Here is a 19652-nt window from a genome sequence, read left to right on the forward strand (position 1 = left end):
GCTCTCCTCTCGCCTATGAACAGCTGTCATCCATGAACAGCTGTCATCGAATCGATCGAAACATTGCGTTGGACTCATGATCGCTCGCGGCGGAGGGTGGCGTCATGCGTGAAACAGATGTCTTCGTCATCGGTGGCGGCACCGGTGGGTACAGCACCGCCCTGCGCGCCGCCGCGCTCGGGCTCGACGTCGTCCTCGCGGAACGCGATCTGGTGGGCGGCACCTGTCTGCACCGCGGCTGCGTTCCGAGCAAGGCGATGCTGCACGCGGCGGAGCTGGTGGACGGGATCGCCGAGGCGCGCGAGCGGTGGGGGGTGAAGGCGACGCTCGACGGTGTCGACTGGCCCGCGCTGACCGCCACGCGCGACGACATCGTCTCCCGCAACCACAAGGGCGTGGAGGGGCACCTGTCCCACGCCCGGGTGCGCGTCGTGCGCGGATCGGCGTCACTGACGGGCCCGCGCGGCGTGCGGGTCGACTCGGGCGCCGAGGCGGGGACCGAGTGGACCGTACGGCGCGGCATCGTGCTGGCCACGGGTTCGCGGCCGCGCGCGCTGCCCGGTCTGGAGCCGGACGGCGAGCGGGTCGTCACCAGTGACGACGCGCTGTTCGCACCGGGTCTGCCGGGTTCGGTGCTGGTGCTGGGCGGCGGTGCGATCGGTGTCGAGTACGCCTCGATGCACCGGTCGATGGGTGCCGAGGTGACGCTGGTGGAGGCGGCCGGCCGGCTGCTGCCGCTGGAGGACGCGGACGTCGGCCGGTATCTGACCCGGGGCCTGAAGAAGCGCGGCATCGACGTCCAGGTGGGCGCGCGGCTGGAGGACGCGCGGGTCCACGAGGGCGGGGTGCGGGCCACCGTCCGTACCGCGCGCGGTGAGTTCCGTGTCGTGGAGGCCGAACGGCTGCTGGTCGCCGTGGGCCGGGTGCCGGTCACCGACGGGCTGGGACTGGCGGCCGCCCGACTGGCCACGGACGCGCGGGGGTTCGTCGCACCGGCCGACTGGGCGCGCCTGGAGACGGCCGTGCCGGGCATCCATGTGGTCGGCGATCTGCTGCCGCCGCCGTCATTGGGGCTGGCGCACGCGTCCTTCGCAGAGGGGCTCCTCGTCGCGGAGACCCTCGCGGGCGGTGCGCCGCGCCCGGTCGACTACGCCGCCGTGCCGCGGGTCACCTACTCCAGCCCGCAGACGGCGTCCGTGGGGCTGTCCGAGGCCGAGGCGCGGGAGCGGGGCCACGAGGTGGAGGTCGGCTCCATGCCGCTGACGGCGGTCGCCAAGGGCATGGTGCACGGGCAGGGCGGGATGGTGAAGGTCGTCACGGAGGCCGGGGCGCAGGGCACGCGGGGCGGGGGCCGGGTACTGGGGGTGCACCTGGTGGGCCCGCACGTCTCGGAGATGATCGCGGAGAGCCAGCTGATCGTCGGCTGGGACGCCGAGGCCGCCGACGTGGCCCAGCACATCCACCCGCACCCGACGCTCTCGGAGGCGGTCGGCGAAGTGTTCCTGACGCTGGCCGGCCGGGGCCTGCATCAGCGGTAACGGCGGTGCGCGGGAGCGGCGTTGGACGCGATGGTGGGGGTCTTCCTGCGTTCTCGGCCCGCCGGCCGCAAGAAAAATCCCACGCGACCCGCTACCTCAGCTGACGTAGTCTCAGCTGACCTATCGCCACCTGACGGCAAGGCAGGCCGCATCCCCGCGGCCTCGGGCGGGCACCATGAACAGCACCGTCGTCGAGAGGAGCCGGTCGTGCTGTTCGAGGTGTGGGCGCCGAACGCCGGACGGGTGGTGCTGCACGTGGGAGACCGCGCGCACCCCATGGAACGCGATCCGGCCCGCGCGGGCGGGTGGCGGTGCGAGGCCCCCGCGGCCGCCGGCGACCGGTACGGCTTCGCCCTGGACGACGGGCCCGTGCTGCCCGACCCGCGCTCCCGCCGCCAGCCGGACGGGCCCGACGGGCTCAGCGCCGTCGACGACCCGGCCGCCTTCGACTGGCGGCACCCGTGGCCGGGCCGCCCGCTGCCCGGCGCGGTCCTCTACGAGCTGCACATCGGCACCTTCACCCCCGAGGGCACCTTCGACGCGGCCGTCGAACGGCTGCCCCACCTCGCCGACTTGGGCGTCACCCATGTGGAACTCCTGCCCGTGTGCCCGTTCCCGGGCACACACGGCTGGGGGTACGAGGGGGTGTCCCTCTGGGCCGTCCACGAACCCTACGGCGGACCGGCGGGCCTGCGGCGCTTCGTGGACGCGGCCCACGCGCTGGGCCTCGGCGTGGTGCTCGACGTCGTGCACAACCATCTGGGCCCGTCCGGCAACCATCTGCCCGCCTTCGGCCCGTACTTCACCGACACCCACCACACGCCGTGGGGCGCGGCCGTCAACCTCGACGCCCCCGGCAGCACCGAGGTACGGGCGTTCCTGACCGGCAGCGCCCTGTCCTGGCTGCGCGACTACCGGCTCGACGGGCTGCGGCTGGACGCGGTGCACGCGCTGATCGACACCGGTCCGAAGCACTTCCTCGCCGAGTTGTCGGGCGCGGTCGACGCCCTGGCCGGGCGGCTGGGGCGGCCCCTCTTCCTCATCGCCGAGTCCGATCTCAACGACCCGGCCACGACCACCGCCCGCGAGGCCGGCGGCATGGGGATCCACGCCCAGTGGAACGACGACTTCCACCATGCGCTGCACACGGCGCTGACCGGCGAGTCGCAGGGCTATTACGCGGACTTCGCCGCCGACCCCGCGCACGCGCTCACCAAGACGCTGCGCGGCGGCTTCTTCCACGACGGCACGTACTCCGCCTTCCGCTCGCGCCCCCACGGCCGGCCCCTCGACCCCCGCACCACACCCGCCCACCGGCTCCTCGGCTACGCCCAGACCCACGACCAGGTGGGCAACCGGGCGCTGGGCGACCGGCTCTCCGCACGGCTGTCCCCCGGGCTGCTCGCCTGCGCCGCCGCGCTCGTGCTCGGCGCGCCGTTTACCCCGATGCTGTTCATGGGCGAGGAGTGGGGGGCCCGCACCCCCTGGCAGTTCTTCACCGACCACACGGACCCGGCCCTGGCCGAGGCGGTACGCACCGGGCGGCGGCGCGAGTTCGCCGCGCACGGCTGGGCGGCGGAGGACGTCCCCGACCCCCAGGACCCCGCCACGAGGAACCGCTCCTGCCTGGACTGGTCCGAGCCGGGCCGCGCCCCGCACGCGGCGCTGCTCGACTGGTACCGGCGGCTGATCGCCCTGCGCCGCACCGAGCCGGCCCTTTCCGACCCCCGGTGGGAGTACGGCGCCCTCGCCGCCGGCGCCGACCGCACCGTCCACTTCCGGCGCGGTCCCCTGCACCTCGCGGTCAATCTTTCCGACCGGCCCGTCACCCTGCGGCTCGGCCGCGCCGCGGCGGGGGCCCGGCCCGTGGCGGCCTGGCGTCCGGTCGGGCCGCCGGACGCGGACGGCGCGCTGGAGCTGCCGCCGGAGACGGCCGTCGTGCTGCGCTCGAAGCCCGCTGTTGCGGAGCCCGGCGGACGGGCAGACGCTTGAAGTGGCGCGACCGCGCCTCAGCGAGCGCTGCCGAAACGCCATACGCGGCGCGCCGCCGAAGGAGTGAGGTCCATGCGCACGCTACTGGAGGCCCGGCTGGACACCCGCGCGGGAAACGAGGCGATCAAGAGCGGAAAGCTGCAGAAGCTGATCAATGAGCTGATGGAGCAGATCAAGCCCGAGGCGGCCTACTTCGCCCCGATGGACGGTGGGCGCACCTGCATGATGGTCTTCGACATGCAGGACTCCTCGCAGATGCCCCCGCTCCTCGAAGCCTTCTTCACGGAGCTGGAGGCGGAGGTCCACATCCAGCCGGTGATGAATTTCGAGGATCTGCAGCGGGGTCTGGGCGTCCTGGGCCGGGCCTGACCGGCCGGTCTCAGCTCTCGGCCGGCTCCAGCCGCAGCGAGATCGAGTTGATGCAGTACCGCTGGTCGGTCGGGGTGGGGTAGCCCTCGCCCTCGAAGACGTGGCCGAGGTGCGAGCCGCAGCGCGCGCAGCGCACCTCGGTGCGGGTCATGCCGTGCGAGCGGTCCTCGATCAGTTCGACGGCGGAGGAGTCCTTCGGGTCGTAGAAGCTCGGCCAGCCGCAGTGGCTCTCGAACTTCTCCGTGGAGCGGAACAGCTCCGCGCCGCAGGCCCGGCAGGAGTAGACCCCCGCCGTCTTCGTGTCGGTGTACTCACCGCGGAAGGCGGGCTCGGTGCCGGCTTGGCGGAGCACCTGGTACTCCGCGGGGGTCAGCTCCGCACGCCACTGCTCGTCCGGCTTTTCGACCTCGTACGACATCTCGCGCGCCTTTCGGTGAGGACGGGGCTTCCGCGTCGCGTTCTCGCGACCGGGGGTCAGCTCTCCAGGCGGGCCAGGATCTTCGGACCGAGGTCCGTCACATCACCGGCGCCCATGGTCAGAACGAGATCGCCGGGCCCGGCCATTCCCGCGATCACGTCGGCGACGGCCGCCATGTCGTGCTCGGCGCGCACCTCGGCGCCCGCGGCCCGGGCGGCGTCGATGATCAGGGCACTGGTGACACCGGGGACGGGCTCCTCGCGCGCCGGGTAGATGTCGAGGACCACGGAGGCGTCGGCGAGGGCCAGGGCCTGGCCCATCTCGGTGCCCAGCTCCTGGGTGCGGGAGAACAGGTGCGGCTGGAAGACCACGAGCAGGCGCGCGTCGGCGGCGGCACCACGGATGGCTTCGAGATCCGCGGTCATCTCGGTGGGGTGGTGGGCGTAGGAGTCGATGACCTGCACGCCCTTCGCCTCGCCCTTGAGCTGGAGGCGGCGCTTGACGCCGGTGTACTTGCCGAGCGCGGAGGCGAGGTTGTGCAGCGGCAGACCGAGCGCGACGCCCGCGGCGAGGGCCGCGACGGCGTTGTGCGCGTAGTGGCGGCCGGGCACGGAAACGGCGAAGGTGAGCACCTTGCCGTTGACCACGACGGTGACCTCGCTGGCCAGGCCGCGCGGGTTGACCTTGAGGACCCGTACGTCCGCGTCCTCGGACTCGCCGTAGGTGACGATGTCGATGTCCTCGCGGGGGCTGCTTTGGGCGAGCCGCTCGGTGAGTTCGCGGGCACCCGCCTGGTCGGCGGTGATGACGAGGGTGCCGCCGGGGCGGAGCCGGCCGACGAAGGTCTCGAACGACTCGTAGATCTCGTCCATCGACGCGTAGTTCGCGTGGTGGTCGAGTTCCACGTTGAGGATGATGGCGACCTCGGGCGCGTACTTGTGGAAGCTGCGGTCGCTCTCGTCCGCCTCGGCCACGAAGATCTCACCGGCGCCGTGCCGGGCGTTGGAGCCCGGGGCGTCGAGGTCGCCGCCGATGGCGTAGGAGGGGTCGAGGCCGAGCGCGTCCAGGGAGACGGCGAGCATCGAGGTCGTGGTCGTCTTGCCGTGCGTACCGGCGACGGCGATGGGGCGCAGGCCCTCCATGAGCCCGGCGAGGGCGTCCGAGCGGTGCACGACGGGGATGCCGCGCTCGGCGGCGGCCGCCAGCTCCGGGTTGTCGGCGCGGATGGCACTGGAGACGACGACGCAGGTGGCGTCCTCGGCCAGGTGCCCGGCGGCGTGCCCGATGTGCACGGTCGCGCCCAGGGCGCGCAGCGCCTCGGCGGTGGCGGAGTCCTTCGCGTCGCTGCCCGCGACGCGTGCGCCGCGCTGCGCGAGGATCTTCGCGATGCCCGACATGCCGGCGCCGCCGATGCCGATGAAGTGCGGTCGGTCCATCGTCGTGGGGACGGCCGGTGCCATGTGCGGTGCTCCCTGGGCTCGGAAAATATGTACCTGCGTTTGCGCACCGATTCTCGCACCCGCCACCGGCCGCCCCGCCCCCTCCCTCTGCCGGCCCTCCCCCGGCCCCCTCACACCGGGCGGATCAGGCCTCCGGCCAGGCCCGCCGCGATCGCGGCGGTACGGCTGTCGACGTCGAGCTTGGCGTAGATGTGCACCAGATGCGTTTTGACGGTGGCCTCGCTGATGAACAGCCGACGGGAGATCTGCTTGTTGGCCAGCCCCTCGGCCAGCAGCCCCAGGATCTCCCGTTCGCGGGGCGACAGGGCGGGCCGGCCCGCCCGGACCCGGCCGAGGAGCCGGGCCGCGACGGGTGGCGCGAGAACCGTCTCGCCGCGGGCGGCGGCGCGTACGGCGCCGCCGACGTCTTCCGGCTCCGCGTCCTTGAGGAGATAGCCGGTGGCCCCGGCCTCCACGGCGGCGAGGATGTCGGCGTCGGTGCTGTAGGTGGTGAGGATCAGCACGGCGGGCGGGTCCGGCAGGGCGGTGATCCGACGGGTGGCCTCGACCCCGTGCATGCCGTCGCCCATCTGGAGGTCCATGAGCACGACGTCGGGCCGGGCGCCCGGGGCGAGGCCGTCGAGCAGCCGCAGCGCGGCGGCGCCGTCGGCGGCCTCGCCGACCGCTTCCACCCCGGGCAGGTCGTCCACCATGGCGCGCAGCCCGCGCCGGACCACGGGGTGGTCGTCGACGAGGAGCACCCGGATGACGCCGTGGCCCGCCGGGGTGCCGCTCACGCGCTCACCCGCGCTTCTCCGTGGGCGGGTGCGCCCGTCGCCACGCCCACCGGCAGGGCCGCCGCGACGGCCGTGCCCTCGCCGGGGGCGGACTCGACGGTGAGGGTGCCGCCGAGTTCGGCGATGCGTTCGCGCATGCCGTGCAGGCCGAAGGTCCGGCGCCCGTCGGCGGGCGCGTCGCCCGGTGCGAATCCGGCGCCGTCGTCGTAGACGTCGAGGGTGACCTGCCCGTCGAGATAGCCGAGGGTCACGGCGGTGACGTCGGCGCGGGCGTGCCGGGCGACGTTGGTGAGCGCCTCCTGCGTCAGCCGCAGCAGGGCGACCTCGGCCTCCACGGGCAGCGGGTAGGGCTCGCCGTCCAGGTGGAACACGGCGCCGGGCACGGTGCGGGCGGTGACGCGCCGCAGCGCCTCGGGCAGCGGCGCGTCCTCCAGGGCGGGCGGGGTGAGGGCGTGGACGAAGCGGCGGGCCTCGGCGAGGTTGTCGGACGCGGTCCGGCCGGCCTCGCGCATCCGCGCCCGTGCGGTGCCGAGGTCGCCCGTCCCCGCCGCGGACTCGGCGGCGCGGGCGAGCAGGACGATGCTGGACAGGCCCTGGGCCAGGGTGTCGTGGATCTCGCGGGCGAGCCGCTGCCGCTCGGCCAGGCGGCCCGCCTCGCGCTGGGTGGCGGCCAGCTCGTCCCTGGTGCGCACGAGGTCGTCGATCAGACGTTGCCGCTGCCGGCTCTCCCGGTAGAGCGCCGCGTAGCCGTAGGCGGTCAGGACGGCGACCGCCGCGCCGGCCGTCGGACCGATGACCTTGGCGGCCGTCAGACCGCCGGGGCCGGTGGCCTGCACGGCCACGACGGCGGCGGTGGCGGCGGTCACGGCGGGCAGGGACCAGCGCACCGGCAGGGTGTGCAGGAAGAGGAAGAAGAGCGGGAAGACGACATAGCTGAAGCCCCGGTCCAGGACGAGGAGTGCGAGCCACAGCGCGGTGACGGCCGCGAGCCAGAGCCCTTGCCTTTGCTGCTGCCCTTGTTGCTGCCCTTGTTGTTGCCCTTGTTGTTGCCGTGCCACGCCGTAGCCGTAGACGGCGGCGAGCACGAGGCCGGGCGCCACGACGGTCGCGGGCCGCGCCCCGAGGAGGGCGGGGCCGAGCGCGACGGCGAGCAGAACGTAGAACGCGCCGTGCAGCGCGAGCCGGAGCCACCGCAGCGCGGGCCCCCTGACGGGTGCGCCCCCGGCCCCGTCCGGGCTCGCGCCCGGCCGGCCACCGGGCGATGCCGCCTCACCGTCACCGGCCACCGGGCCCATCGCCTCGGGCCCGCTCGCCACGGCCGGGGCACCCTCGCCCGCCACCGGGCCTACGCCCGGGCGACCACCCGGCGAGCCCACCTCACCACCACCGGCCACCGGCCCCGGGCTCACCAGCCCGCACCCGGCCACGGCGCCCGGGATCACCACCCCGGGCCCGCTCGCACCAGCCGATGCGCCTTCGCCCACCACCGGACTCACGCCTACCGGCCCCACGCCGGCCGCCGGGGCCGGGTCCACGGCCCCCGGTACGCGGGACACGTCCGAGGCGGTCGTCCCCGCGGGCCGGGGCGCGCCCGCCCGCTCCACACCCGCCGCCGGGGTGACGGTGTCGCTCGCTCGGTTCACCCCATCGAGCGTACGGGCAACCCCCGCGCCGCCCACGCTCCCGTCCATCAACCGTTCGATGGATTTCCGGGTGCACCGGACGGACGGCCCCCGGACCGTTCCTCGCCCCGATGGCGGCGGGCGGCTCGCGCGGGACGGTGGAGGGGTCCAGACCGAAGGCCCGGGAGGGTTCCGTTGTTCGTCGCGCTCCGTGACATCCGCTTCGCCAAGGGGCGGTTCGCCCTGATGGGTGCGGTCGTCACGCTCATCACCACCCTCGTGGTCTTTCTCTACGGTCTGACCGACGGGCTGGCCCGGGAGGCGTCGTCGGCCGTCGCGGGGCTGCCGGCGGACCGGATCGTCTTCGGCGCCCCGCCGGGGGCCGCCCCCGAGGTGTCGTTCGGCAACAGCACCCTCGACGACGGGCAGATCAGCGCGTGGCGCCGGGCGCCGGGGGTCACGTCCGCCGAACCGTTCGGCGTCGCGATGACCCGGCTGACGTCCGGCCGGACGGCCGCCGACCGGACGGCGACGTCGGTGAGCGTCCTCGGTTCGTCCCGGCGGCTGTGGCCCGCGCTGCGCACCGGCTCCGCCCCCGGCGAGGGCCAGGTGGCGGTGAGCGGCGGCCTCGCACGCGACCGCGGGCTGCGGCCGGGTGACCGGGTGACCCTCGGCACGCAGGAGCTGACCGTCTCCGGTGTCACCGCCGACAGGAGCCACGGGCACGCGCCGAGCGTGTGGACGACGCTCGCGACCTGGCAGCGGGTCGGCCGGCAGCGGCAGCCCACCGCGCTCGCCGTCGAGGGCCCCGGCCGGCCCGCCGGGGCCGTCGCGGCGACCACGAAGGCCGTCCCGGTGCGGGACGCCCTCGACGGGATCGACGGCTACGCGGCCGAACACGGCACGCTCCAGCTCGTCCAGGGGTTCTTGTTCGTGGTGAGCGCGCTGGTCGTGGGGGCGTTCTTCACGGTGTGGACGGTGCAGCGGCGCCCGGACGTGGCGGTGCTCAAGGCCGTGGGGGCGAGCAGCGCCTATCTGGTGCGCGACGCCCTGGCCCAGGCGCTGGCCGTGCTGGTGGCCGGGGCCGCGCTGGGAGGCGCGGCCGGTGCGGCCGGCGGTGCGCTGGCCTCGGCCGTGGTGCCGTTCGAGCTGAGCGCGGCCACGGCGGCCGTGCCGGTGGCGGCGATGGTGCTGCTGGGGCTGGCGGGCTCGGCGCTGGCCGTGCGTCGCATCACGTCCGTGGATCCGCTGACCGCGTTGGGAGCCGGCCGATGACCGCCACGTCCGTTCTGTCGATGGAAGCCGTGAAACTCACCTATCCGGACGGCGACGGCGACCGGAGGCTGACCGCCCTGGACGAGGTGTCCCTGACCGTGGCGGCGGGCGAGCTGGCGGCCGTCGTGGGGCCCTCGGGCTCGGGGAAGTCGACCCTGCTCGCGGTGGCGGCGACCCTGCTGCGCCCGGACGCGGGCCGGGTGGTCGTGGCCGGGCGGGACACCGCCGTGATGAGCGCCCGGGAGCGGACGGCGCTGCGGCGCGAGCGGATCGGCATCGTGTTCCAGCAGCCGAATCTGCTGCCCTCCCTGACGGCGGAGGAACAGCTGCTGGTGGTGGAGCACCTGCGGGGCAAGGACGTCCGGGCCGCGCGGGCGCGGGCGGCCGGCCTGCTGGAGTCGGTCGGGCTCGACGCGAGCCGCCGACGCCGCCGCCCGCACGGCTTGTCGGGCGGCGAGCGGCAGCGGGTGAACATCGCCCGCGCCCTTTTCGCCGGCCCGTCCGTCCTGCTGGTGGACGAGCCGACGTCGGCGCTGGATCACGAGCGCGGGGAGCGGATCGTGGATCTGCTGGCCGAGGTGACGCGCGCGCACCGTACGGCGACGGTCCTGGTCACGCACGACCGGGGGCTGCTCGGCCGCGCGGACCGGGTGCTGTCCATGCGGGACGGCCGGCTGGACTGACCCCCCTCGTCAGTCCCGGCCCTCGTCCCGGGCCCCGTCCTTGATCTCGGTCTTGCTCTCCGTCTCGTCCTCGTCGTTGTGCGCGTAGAGCTTGAGGACGGGGACGCCCACCTTGTGGCGGGCGCGCGAGGCCCAGTCCCGGTGGAAGAACTCCTCGACCAGGTGCGGGGCGGTCAGCACGATCACCTCGTCGGCGTGCGTCTGGTCCACGACGGAGCGCAGCAGGTCCAGCGGATGGCCGTCGACGACCTGGCCCACGGCCTCGCTGCCCGCGTCGCGGAGCAGCCGGAGCGAGTGTTCGAGGGCGAGGGCGGCGGGCCGCAGGGCCTGCTCGCCCTCGGGCTCGTCGGCCTCGTGGACGGCCTGCTCCAGCTCGCCGAGCGCCACGTCGTCGATGGCCCGCAGCAGCCGGTCCTCGGCGCCTCTGGGCTGCATCAGGACGACGAAGGACATCGCGTCGTCATGGAGGGTGGTGACGAAGTCGACGTCGGTGACGGACAACGGTTGTTCGATCATCAATACGCTCGTGAACACGGTGGGAGCCCTTCTGTTACGTGGGCCACCGGGCCCAACAGAAACCATCCTGCGCGTGCCCCACATGGGCCCGCCTGTTGTGATCTCGTGCCCCTCAAGGACGCGTCTGACTCAATTCTGCCCACCGGAAGGTAACCGGAGCAGCAAATTCCACCGATTGTCAGACTCGCCGGTAACCGGTGAACAGAAAACCGCCCTCCTCCAGGACGGAGGCGAGAGCGAATCGTTCCGGCACGGCCAGCGGCGGCCCGTTCATGATGCGCGGCGCGGCACCGGCGGTGACCAGCGGAGCGAGCGACAGACACATCTCGTCCAGCACCCCCGCGCCCGCGAACTGGCCCAGCAGCCGTGGCCCGCCCTCGGTGAGCAGCCGGGTCAGCCCCCGCTCGGCCAGCACCGCCGGCACCCGCGCCGGGTCCACCCGGCGCCCCTCGCCCGCCGTGAGGACCTCGGCGCCCGCCTCGCGGCCCGCGGCGACCCGCTCCGCAGGGGCCTCCGCACCGGTCAGCACGATCGTCGGGACCAGGGGCGAGGTGAACAGCGGCAGCGAGAAGTCCAGGTCCAGCCCGGCGCTGACGATCGCGATCACCGGCGCCACGGGCTGGCCGAGCGCCGCCCGGCGCGCCGCGAACACCTCCCGGGCCCGCGCGGGGCGGTAGCCCTCCTGCCGTACCGTCTCGGCCCCGACCACGACGGCGTCGGCGAGCCCGCGCAGGGTGCCGAAGATCCGCATGTCGGCCTCGGAGGACAGCGGCTGCGAGCGCCCCTCGTGGTGGGCGGCGCCGTCGAGCGAGGAGACCATGTTGGCCCGCAGCCACGGGCGCCCGCCGTCACCCGTCGTGCCGGGGTAGGCGTAGGCGTCGGCCAGTTCGTCCAGCCCCCATTCGCGGTCTTCGAGGTCGGACGGGGCCAGTGGGGAGGGGAACAGGCGTCGCATAGGCGGCAGTGTGGCACGCCCCGGGCCGCTCGCGCCGCCGCCTCGGGAGAGGGTCGCGCGCACAGCGACTACCCTGGACGGTTGTGTCGTCCTCCACCGCTTCCCCCGCCTCCCCCGGCCCCGTCGCCGACGGGCCGCTCGCCCTGACCTCGCGCGCCCCGCACGTGCCCGCCGACCGTCTGGTCGCCGAGATGGTGCCGCCGCCGCGCTTCGACTCGGTGCGGTTCGACAACTACCTCCCCGACGCGAACCAGCCCAGCCAGGCCGAGGCCGTGCGGGTGCTCGCCGGCTTCGCGGCCGGGCTCGGGGGCGGCGCGAGCGCGAGCGGCGCGGGACGCAAGCGCTGGTTCAGGCGCGAGGCGAAGCCCGCCGTCCCCGCCGGTCCGCGCGGCGTCTACCTCGACGGCGGTTACGGCGTCGGCAAGACGCACCTGCTGGCCTCCCTCTGGCACGCCACCCCCGCCGCCCCGGAGCACAAGGCGTTCGGCACCTTCGTGGAGCTGACCAACCTCGTCGGCGCGCTGGGCTTCCAGCAGACCGTGCGGACGCTCAGCGGCCACCGGCTGCTGTGCATCGACGAATTCGAGCTGGACGACCCGGGCGACACCGTGCTCGTCTCGACCCTGCTGGGCAAGCTGGTCGACGCGGGCGTGGCGCTCGCCGCGACGTCCAACACGCTGCCGGGCAAGCTCGGCGAGGGCCGGTTCGCGTCCGCCGACTTCCTGCGCGAGATCCAGGGCCTGTCCGCCCACTTCCGCCCGCTGCGCATCGACGGCGAGGACTACCGCCACCGCGGCCTGCCCGAGGCCCCGGCCCCGTTCGACGGCGACACCGTCACGCGGGTGGCGCACGCGACGGAGGGCGCCTCGCTGGACGACTTCCCCGCCCTGCTCGACCACCTGTCGAAGGTGCACCCGAGCCGCTACGGCGCCATGTGCGACTCCCTGCGGGCCGTGTGCCTGACCGGCGTGGAGCCGGTCCCCGACCAGTCGACCGCGCTGCGGCTCGTGGTGCTCGCCGACCGGCTCTACGACCGTGAGATCCCGGTACTGGCGTCGGGGCGGCCGTTCGACGAGCTGTTCAGCGAGGAGATGCTGAACGGCGGCTACAAGAAGAAGTACTTCCGGGCGATCTCGCGGCTCACCGCCCTCGCGCGCGACGCGAAGTCCCTGGTCGGGGAGTAACAGCGGACCCCGGGGGCGCGTTCATCGGATGAGGTGTCCGATACGGTTCCCCCGTGTCCCCCAAGATCCATTCCTCGCGCGCCCGGCGGGTCCTCGCCCCGGCCGTCGCCGCGCTCCTGTGCGGCGCGCTGGCGGCCTGCGGCGCGGAGGGGTCCGGCGGCGCCGGGCCCGCGAAGCCCTCCGCCACGGCCCCCGCGGCATCGCCCACCGCAGCGCCCACGGCCTCCCGGGCACCCGCCGCGTCGGCCGCGCCGACCCTGCCGCCCGGGCCCGGCGGGGCCGCCCCCGTCTTCTCGCACGGCAGGCGCGACGGCGGCAAGCGGGTCGCCCTCACCTTCGACGCCGACATGACGGCGGACCAGGGCCGGCGGGCCGCGCGGGGCGAGCGGTTCGACAACCCCGGACTGATCACGGCACTACGGCGGCTGAAGGTGCCCGCCACCGTCTTCATGACCGGCAAATGGGCCGAGCAGTACCCGGACCAGGCACGGTCCATCGGCGGCGACCCGCTCTTCGAGGTCGCCAACCACAGCTACGCGCACCACGCGTTCGCCACTCCCTGCTACAAGCTGCCGACCGTCCCGCTCAAGGGCGCCCGCGCCGATGTGGAGCGGGCCTTCGACGCCTTCCGCCGCGCCGGGGTCGAGCACACGGTTCCCTACTTCCGCTTCCCCGGCGGCTGCCACAACGACGCCGTACTGCGCGCCATCGGCCCGACGAAGGCGACGGCCGTGCAGTGGGACGTCGTCAGCGGCGACGCCTTCGCCAAGAAGGCCGGCCCGGTGGCCGAGGAGGTGCTGTCGCGGGTGCGGCCCGGCTCGGTGGTGGTGATGCACTGCACGCGCAGCGCGGCACCGGTCACCGAGGAGGCCGTCCGGCGGATCGTGCCGGAACTGCGCGCCAGGGGCTACGAGTTCGTCCGGGTCTCCGACCTGATCGCCGCCCGCTGACCGGCCCGGCACACGGCTCACACCCCGCCACCCGGCCGCCGTCCGCTCAGCACGCAGGCCACGGCCGCGGCCACCGCCGCGAGCAGGGCGGCCGCGGCGAGCGGCACCAGCGGCACGCTGACGGTCGCGGTGCGGGAGCCGCCGACCAGATCGTTCACGGCGGCCCTCGCGGGTGATCCCCCGGCGAACAGCACCGTGAACGCCCCGAGCACGGTCGCCGGCACCGCCCGGGCGGTGCCGCGCAGCACCGGCCGGTTGCACAACGCCCCCACGGCCGCCCCCAGCAGCACACACGTCATGGCGGCCGCCAGCCCCGCCCCCGCCGCGGGCCACAGCGGCAGCTCCTCGTGGCGGGTGCCGCGCGGCTCGCTGACCGCCGTGACGACCGCGGTGCCCACGACGGCCAGGCCCGAGGCCGTGAGCAGCGCGGTGAGCAGCGCCGCGAGATGGACGCGGGCCGGGCCGGCCGCGGCGGCGGCGCAGTCCCGGGCGGCGTCCGGCTCGTTGGTCACGCAGACCCGTACCAACCACGCGGTCACCGGCAGCAGGACGGCCGCCGCGAAGCCGAGGGAGTCCAGGACCGGCTGGCCGCTCTGCACCCCGACGGCCATGAAGGCCAGGTAGAGCAGCAGCGGGGGCAGCCATCGGTGCGAGCGGGCCAGCAGGGCGGCCTGGTAGCGCAGCAGCGCGGTCATCGGTCCGGCTCTCCTTCGGCGTGGGCGGGCTCCGTCGTCACGGCGCGGATGTGCCACGCCGGGCGGGCCGCCAGGAGGGCCCGGAGCAGGGCGTCCGAGTGCGCGGCGGCGACGGTCAGCCGGTGCACGGTGGGCTCCCCGGGCGCCCCGGGGCCGTGGGCCCCGGGCACGGGGTCGCCGGGCAGCCGGTCGGGGAGGCGGGCGCCGGGCGGCCCTTCCGCCTCGACGCGCACCCGCGGCCCGCCGTGAAGGGTGAGGTGGCCGCCGGTGTCACGGTCGTCCGCCGCGACCAGCCGTCCTCCCTCCAGCCGGAGGACCGCGTCGGGCACGCCCGCCAGCCGGCCCGGGTCGTGGTCGACGTAGACGACGGTGGCACCGGCCGCCACACGGTCCGTCACAGCCCGGTCGAGGACCGCCCGGGAGGCCTGGTCGAGGCCGGTCCATGCCTCGTCGAGGACGAGCAGGGGAGCGTCGGCCAGCAGGCCCTGGGCGACGGCGACCTTCTGGCTGGTCCCCTTGGAGAGTTCGGACAGCCGGGTACGGGCGTGCCCGTCGGCCCCGAAGCGCTCCAGCCACCGGGCGGCCGCGCTCGCGGCGGCGGTACGGCTGAGACCGTGCACGCGGCCGAGCATCGTCAGATAACCGGTGGCGGTGAAGGGCAGCGCGGCGGGGAAGCGCTCGGGGACGAACGCGGTGCGCGGCCGGCCGGTGATCCGGCCGGTGGTGGGGGCGTCGATGCCGGCGAGCAGGCGCAGCAGCGTCGACTTGCCGCTGCCGTTGGCGCCTTCGACGCGCACCAGCGAGCCCGGCCGCAGCTCCAGGTCGACCCCGCGCAGCACCCACCGGCCACCGGTCCCGTAGCGGCGTCCGACCCCCGTCAGTCTCATGGCTCACACGGTAACGGGCGGCCACAGGTGTGCGAAGGGGCTGGCAGACTGAGGGGGTGACCAGCTCTGATACCGCTTCCGAGACTCCTTCCCAGGCACCCGGGGCCGCTTCCCCGCCCCGGGGCGCCGATCCCCGTGACGCGTCCCCGCAGTTCGTGCTGCCGCTCGTGGTGCGGATCGAGAAGGCCGGGCCCCCGGCCCGTACGGACGCCCTGGAGACGGCGGCGCGGGCGGTGCTGGCCATGCTCTCCGACGAGCGGTCCCGGGGCGAGGGCGAGGCGGAGGGCGAGTGGGCGCAGGCGGTCCGGGACTGGCAGGACGCCCGGATCCGCAAGGTGGTGCGCCGGGCGCGCGGCGCCGAGTGGCGGCGGGCGGCGCTGCTGCCGGGGATCACCGTGACGGGGGCGGCGGCCGAGGTCCGGGTCTTCCCGCCCGTGCCGCTGGACGGCTGGCCCAAGGAGCTGGTCAAGCTCCAGGTGTCGGGCACGGACCTGGCCGATCCGGAGCCCCCGGCCGCACCGGACCCGGCGCGTCCGGTGCTGTGGCTGAACCCGGCCCTGGAGATGTCGGCGGGCAAGGCGATGGCGCAGGCCGGGCACGGTGCGCATCTGGCCTGGTGGGGGCTGGACGACGCGGCACGCGCGGCCTGGCGGGACTCCGGTTTCGCGCTGTCGGTGCGGACCGCCGACCCGGCACGCTGGGCGGAGCTGACGACGAGCGGCCTGCCGGTCGTGCGGGACGCGGGGTTCACCGAGATCGCCCCCGGGTCGTGCACGGTGGTCGCCGACCACCCGACACTTCGGGGTCGTCCGGGCATCGGGTGATACTGGGCCGGAACATGTGTACTGGCGCCAGGGAGTACGAAGTTGACGAGGACGAACGGGACGAATCCGTCCAACCGGTCAAAGTGGTCTTCGTACGCGGGGTCGGCCCTGGGTGCCTCGGCCCTCGTGCTCGCGATCGTGGCCGGGCTGGCGTTCGCCAAGGACCCCGAGCGGGACGGGGGCAAGGACACCGCCGCGTCCCCGGCGGCGGACGCCTCGGCGCACGGCGGGCCGGGCGGCGGCACGAAGAAGCCGGAAGAGAAGTGGGACGGCAAGGTCCGGGTGCTCGGCGACGGCTCGACGTCCTACACCGGACCGCAGCCCAAGCAGCCGAAGGCCGAGAAGCTGAAGCCGGGCGAGAAGCCGCCGCAGTTCGTGGTCTTCTCCTGGGACGGGGCGCTGTCCGGCGACGACGACCTGTTCGCGCACTTCCGCCAGGTCGCCAAGGAGAACGACGCGCAGATGACGTTCTTCCTCAGCTCGATGTATCTGCTGCCCAAGTCGAAGGCGTCGCTGTACAAGCCGCCGCAGCACAAGCCGGGTGAAGCGGCGATCTCCTACGCGACCGACCCGCACATCAAGGACACCATTGCGCAGCTCCGTGGCGCGTGGCTGGACGGCAATGAGATAGGCACCCATTTCAACGGCCATTTCTGCGGGCCCAAGGGCGGCGGCGAGTGGAGCCCGGACGAGTGGCGGAGCGAGATCGAGCAGTCGTATTCCTTCGTGCAGAACTGGAAGACCAACACGGGCTACAAGGACCTTCCGCCCCTGCCCTTCGATTTCAAGAAGGAGCTGGTCGGCGGGCGCGCCCCGTGCCTGGAGGGACAAAAGTCACTCCTGACGGCGGCGAAGTCCTTCGGCTGGCGCTACGACGCCAGCTCGCCCGGTGACTTCCAGCTCTGGCCGTCGCAGATCAACGGCATCTGGAATTTTCCGCTGCAACTGCTGCCGTATCCGAAGAGCGAGAAGCAGGTCCTGTCCATGGACTTCAATTTCCTCTACAACCAGTCCGGCGGCTCGACCAAGGGCGACCCGGCCAAGTACGCCGAGTGGCGGAAGCTGACCCGGGACGGTTACCTCAACGGCTTCGAGCGGGTCTACAACGGCAGCCGGGCGCCGATGTTCGTCGGCAACCACTTCGAGGACTGGAACGGCGGCATATACATGAAGGCCGTCGAGGACGTGGTGAAGTCGGTCTGCAAACGGGACGGCGTGCGCTGCGTGTCGTTCAAGCAGCTCGCCGACTGGCTGGACGCGCAGGACCCGAAGGTGCTGGCGAAGCTGCGCGGTCTGGACCCCGCGCAGGCGCCGAACTGGCAGACGTTCCTGAAGTAGCCCGGCAGCAGCCCGGCGCGCCCCGGCCCCCGCGTCGGGGCCGGGGCGCGGCCGTCACTTGCCCAGCTCGGTCGTGTACGCCGTCCAGACGCCGATCGGGTACGGGCTGCCGGAGACGGACTTCGCCGCCCCGCCGAGACCGGTCAGCGGCTGCAGCGCCTGGGTCTTGGGGTCGATGCGGGAGAGCGAGACGGCGGTCGAGAGCGTGCCGCGGTAGCCGACGAACCAGGCCGACTTGTTGTCCGGGCCGGTGCCGGCCTTGCCCGCCACATCGGCCCCTGCCGCCCGCGCCGCACCGGCCGTGCCGTGCCGGACCGTCTCGCGCAGCGCGTCGTCCACGGCGTCGGCCACGGAGGCGGGCAGGGCCCGCTCGGCCGTCGGCTTGTCCACGGGGACGGCGTCGCCGTTGCGGGTGAGCCGGGTGACGGAGTACGGCTCGCTGTGCGCGCCCCGGGCGGCGAAGGTGGCGTAGGCCCCGGCCATCCGGATGGCGCTGGGTGTGGTGGTGCCGAGGGAGAAGGCGGGCACCTGGGGGCCAAGGCTGGAGGCGAGCAGTCCGCTCTCGACGGCCGTCCGGCCCACCCGGTCCAGGCCGACGTCCATGCCCAGCTGCATGATCGGGGCGTTGATCCCCTTCACCACCGCTTCCCGCAGCGGCACCTTGCCGTAGGACTTGCCGCCCTCGTTGAGCGCCTTGACGATCTTCCCGGAGCGGTCCCAGTACGGGCCCTCGGGCGTCCGGATCGTCACCTTGTCGTTGCCGTCGTAGACGGTGGCCGGGGTCACGCGCACCCGTGGCTTGCCGCGCTCGCGCTGGACGCCGTCGCGCAGGGCGGCCGCGTAGACGAAGGGGGTGAAGGCGGTGCCCGCCGGGACGACGGAGGAGTTGGCGTCGTTGAAACCCTGCTTGAGGTAGTCCGGCCCGCCGATGAGGGCGACGATGCGCCCGTCGGTGGTGACCGAGGCGGCGCCGATGCGGACGTTCCGGTCGGCCTCCCGCCGTTCGGGGTCGAGCCGCCCCCGCACGTCCCCCACGGCCTTCTTGAGCGCCTCGACCTTCGGCTTCTCGAAGGTGGTGCGGATCTGGTAGCCGCCGAGGTCGAAGTCGGCGTCGGAGACCTCGGTGTGGGCGCTCACATAGGCGCGGGCGGTCTCCACGAGGTAGCCCGTCTGCCCGTTCAGCCCGGCCGGCTTGGGCGGGGCCTTGGGCTCGGGGAAGGTGGTGTAGCCCGCCCGCTCCTTCGGGGAGAGCCGGCCGATGGCGACCATCCGGTCCAGGGTCCATTTCCAGCGTTCGACGGCCCGCTCGTGGTTCGCGCGGCTGATCGCCGGGTCGTACAGGGCGGCCCCCTTGAGCAGTGAGGCCAGCACCGCGCCCTCGCTCGCGTTGAGCTGCGAGACGTCCTTGCCGTAGTAGGCGTGGGCGGCGCGCTGGATGCCGTACGTGCCCCGCCCGTACCAGCTGGTGTTGAGGTAGCCCTCCAGGATCTCCGACTTGGTCATCTTGTTGTCCAGCTTGATGGCGATGAACATCTCGGTGAGCTTGCGGCTGAACGTCTGCTCCTGGTTGAGGTAGGCGTTCTTCACGTACTGCTGGGTGATCGTCGACCCGCCCTGCGTCTCCCCGCCCGTGATCATCCTGGTGAGGGCGCGGGTGATGCCGCTGACGGAGATCCCGCTGTCGGAGTAGAAGGTCTCGTTCTCGGCGGCCAGCGCCGCCCAGCGCACCTTCTCGGGGACCTTCTCCAGGGCGGTGTCCTGCCGGTTGACCTCGCCGGTACGGGCCATCTCGGTGCCGTCGGCCCAGTAGTAGACGTTGTCCTGCTGGGTGGCGAAGGCATTGAGGTCGGCGGGTATCTCCGTGCGCGCGTAGAGGATCCCGACGAGGGCCGCGAACGCGCCGGTGACGACGGCGGCCGCACCCAGGCTCTGACGCCACGAGGGCACCCAGCGGCGGAAGCCGCGCCGCCCCGGGCGGGGGTAGGCGGGGCGCAGCCGCAGGAGGAGGGAGGCGGCCCGACGGCGGGGGGCCGGGGCGGCTTGGTTCCGGGCGTGCGCCCCATTTCGACGTTCGAACACCGCTCGACCCTACGGCCCGGGTCAAATCTCCGGGACGAAAGCCCCGTCACAGTCGTCCCGGAACCCTCTCCCCGGGGGTCCGGACGCGCCA

18 protein-coding genes are annotated in these 19652 nt (G+C 74.0%); 9 read left to right on the forward strand and 9 right to left on the reverse strand.

What is annotated here, in order from left to right; genetic code table 11:
* Positions 1–104: 104 nt before the first annotated feature.
* The 3 genes from lpdA to ACZ6MA_RS11175 all read left to right on the forward strand — a co-directional run bounded on the left by lpdA (position 105) and on the right by ACZ6MA_RS11175 (position 3899).
* The gene (gene lpdA, locus ACZ6MA_RS11165) at positions 105–1538 is read left to right on the forward strand and encodes a dihydrolipoyl dehydrogenase (RefSeq protein ID WP_469432872.1); all 1434 of its coding nucleotides are present in this window, start codon (positions 105–107) and stop codon (positions 1536–1538) included.
* A 207-nt stretch (positions 1539–1745) separates the two neighbouring features.
* Positions 1746–3530, forward strand: coding sequence for a malto-oligosyltrehalose trehalohydrolase (gene treZ / locus ACZ6MA_RS11170; RefSeq protein ID WP_469432874.1), 1785 nt, complete (start codon positions 1746–1748; stop codon positions 3528–3530).
* A 72-nt stretch (positions 3531–3602) separates the two neighbouring features.
* A complete protein-coding gene (locus ACZ6MA_RS11175; RefSeq protein ID WP_469432875.1) occupies positions 3603–3899 on the forward strand; it encodes a hypothetical protein in 297 nt (98 codons plus the stop codon).
* Positions 3900–3909: 10 nt separating this feature from the next.
* On the opposite strand, the gene msrB is transcribed toward ACZ6MA_RS11175, so the two are convergent.
* From msrB to ACZ6MA_RS11195, 4 genes are all read right to left on the reverse strand, one after another.
* A complete protein-coding gene (gene msrB, locus ACZ6MA_RS11180; RefSeq protein ID WP_469432876.1) occupies positions 3910–4317 on the reverse strand; it encodes a peptide-methionine (R)-S-oxide reductase MsrB in 408 nt (135 codons plus the stop codon).
* A gap of 56 nt (positions 4318–4373) precedes the next feature.
* Entirely contained in the window at positions 4374–5777 is a 1404-nt protein-coding gene (gene murC, locus ACZ6MA_RS11185) for a UDP-N-acetylmuramate--L-alanine ligase (RefSeq protein WP_469432878.1), read from the reverse strand.
* A gap of 110 nt (positions 5778–5887) precedes the next feature.
* Positions 5888–6553, reverse strand: a complete 666-nt coding sequence (locus ACZ6MA_RS11190; RefSeq protein WP_469432880.1) for a response regulator — start codon at positions 6551–6553, stop codon at positions 5888–5890.
* The gene (locus ACZ6MA_RS11195) at positions 6550–8196 is read right to left on the reverse strand and encodes a sensor histidine kinase (RefSeq protein WP_469432881.1); all 1647 of its coding nucleotides are present in this window, start codon (positions 8194–8196) and stop codon (positions 6550–6552) included. Before ACZ6MA_RS11195 ends, ACZ6MA_RS11190 begins: the two co-directional genes overlap by 4 nt.
* Before the next feature lie 174 nt (positions 8197–8370).
* Here ACZ6MA_RS11195 and ACZ6MA_RS11200 point away from each other — a divergent pair, with 174 nt between their 5' ends.
* Both ACZ6MA_RS11200 and ACZ6MA_RS11205 read left to right on the forward strand, forming a co-directional pair.
* Complete coding sequence (locus tag ACZ6MA_RS11200; protein WP_469432883.1) at positions 8371–9450, forward strand: ABC transporter permease; 1080 nt, start codon at positions 8371–8373, stop codon at positions 9448–9450.
* Positions 9447–10133 (forward strand): ABC transporter ATP-binding protein, encoded by a 687-nt coding sequence (locus ACZ6MA_RS11205; RefSeq protein WP_469432884.1) that lies wholly within the window; start codon positions 9447–9449, stop codon positions 10131–10133. Before ACZ6MA_RS11200 ends, ACZ6MA_RS11205 begins: the two co-directional genes overlap by 4 nt.
* 9 nt (positions 10134–10142) lie before the next feature.
* Here the strand turns inward: ACZ6MA_RS11205 and ACZ6MA_RS11210 are convergent, their stop codons facing one another.
* The gene (locus ACZ6MA_RS11210) at positions 10143–10667 is read right to left on the reverse strand and encodes an indole-3-glycerol phosphate synthase (protein WP_469432886.1); all 525 of its coding nucleotides are present in this window, start codon (positions 10665–10667) and stop codon (positions 10143–10145) included.
* Between the two features lie 160 nt (positions 10668–10827).
* The gene (locus tag ACZ6MA_RS11215) at positions 10828–11604 is read right to left on the reverse strand and encodes a pyrimidine reductase family protein (protein ID WP_469432888.1); all 777 of its coding nucleotides are present in this window, start codon (positions 11602–11604) and stop codon (positions 10828–10830) included.
* An 83-nt stretch (positions 11605–11687) separates the two neighbouring features.
* On the opposite strand from ACZ6MA_RS11215, the gene zapE reads away from it, so the two are divergent.
* Positions 11688–12788 carry a cell division protein ZapE gene (zapE, locus tag ACZ6MA_RS11220; RefSeq protein ID WP_469432889.1) on the forward strand — a complete coding sequence of 367 codons (1101 nt, stop codon included), beginning with the start codon at positions 11688–11690 and terminating at the stop codon, positions 12786–12788.
* Positions 12789–12853: 65 nt separating this feature from the next.
* Positions 12854–13738 (forward strand): polysaccharide deacetylase family protein, encoded by an 885-nt coding sequence (locus tag ACZ6MA_RS11225; RefSeq protein WP_469433143.1) that lies wholly within the window; start codon positions 12854–12856, stop codon positions 13736–13738.
* A 17-nt stretch (positions 13739–13755) separates the two neighbouring features.
* On the opposite strand, the gene ACZ6MA_RS11230 is transcribed toward ACZ6MA_RS11225, so the two are convergent.
* Both ACZ6MA_RS11230 and ACZ6MA_RS11235 read right to left on the reverse strand, forming a co-directional pair.
* Complete coding sequence (locus tag ACZ6MA_RS11230; protein WP_469432890.1) at positions 13756–14433, reverse strand: ABC transporter; 678 nt, start codon at positions 14431–14433, stop codon at positions 13756–13758.
* Entirely contained in the window at positions 14430–15320 is an 891-nt protein-coding gene (locus tag ACZ6MA_RS11235) for an ABC transporter ATP-binding protein (protein WP_469432891.1), read from the reverse strand. The genes ACZ6MA_RS11230 and ACZ6MA_RS11235 overlap by 4 nt, the downstream gene beginning before the upstream one ends.
* A 56-nt stretch (positions 15321–15376) precedes the next feature.
* On the opposite strand from ACZ6MA_RS11235, the gene ACZ6MA_RS11240 reads away from it, so the two are divergent.
* Both ACZ6MA_RS11240 and ACZ6MA_RS11245 read left to right on the forward strand, forming a co-directional pair.
* On the forward strand, positions 15377–16144 hold the full coding sequence (locus tag ACZ6MA_RS11240) for an aminoacyl-tRNA hydrolase (protein WP_469432892.1): 768 nt from the start codon (positions 15377–15379) through the stop codon (positions 16142–16144).
* 42 nt (positions 16145–16186) lie between these two features.
* The gene (locus ACZ6MA_RS11245; RefSeq protein WP_469432893.1) at positions 16187–17482 is read left to right on the forward strand and encodes a polysaccharide deacetylase family protein; all 1296 of its coding nucleotides are present in this window, start codon (positions 16187–16189) and stop codon (positions 17480–17482) included.
* Positions 17483–17536: 54 nt separating this feature from the next.
* Here ACZ6MA_RS11245 and ACZ6MA_RS11250 read toward each other — a convergent pair whose 3' ends face one another.
* Positions 17537–19561: a transglycosylase domain-containing protein gene (locus ACZ6MA_RS11250; protein WP_469432894.1), complete on the reverse strand. Its 2025-nt coding sequence runs from the start codon at positions 19559–19561 to the stop codon at positions 17537–17539.
* Positions 19562–19652 lie beyond the last annotated feature (91 nt).

The organism is Streptomyces sp. NPDC042259 (genome assembly GCF_055582085.1).

Coding starts and splice junctions, on each gene's coding strand:
- lpdA (WP_469432872.1), top strand. CDS start 105: ATGCGTGAAACAGATGTCTTCGTCATCGGTGGCGGCACCGGTGGGTAC.
- ACZ6MA_RS11175 (WP_469432875.1), top strand. CDS start 3,603: ATGCGCACGCTACTGGAGGCCCGGCTGGACACCCGCGCGGGAAACGAG.
- msrB (WP_469432876.1), bottom strand. CDS start 4,317: ATGTCGTACGAGGTCGAAAAGCCGGACGAGCAGTGGCGTGCGGAGCTG.
- murC (WP_469432878.1), bottom strand. CDS start 5,777: ATGGCACCGGCCGTCCCCACGACGATGGACCGACCGCACTTCATCGGC.
- ACZ6MA_RS11205 (WP_469432884.1), top strand. CDS start 9,447: ATGACCGCCACGTCCGTTCTGTCGATGGAAGCCGTGAAACTCACCTAT.
- ACZ6MA_RS11215 (WP_469432888.1), bottom strand. CDS start 11,604: ATGCGACGCCTGTTCCCCTCCCCACTGGCCCCGTCCGACCTCGAAGAC.
- ACZ6MA_RS11230 (WP_469432890.1), bottom strand. CDS start 14,433: ATGACCGCGCTGCTGCGCTACCAGGCCGCCCTGCTGGCCCGCTCGCAC.
- ACZ6MA_RS11235 (WP_469432891.1), bottom strand. CDS start 15,320: ATGAGACTGACGGGGGTCGGACGCCGCTACGGGACCGGTGGCCGGTGG.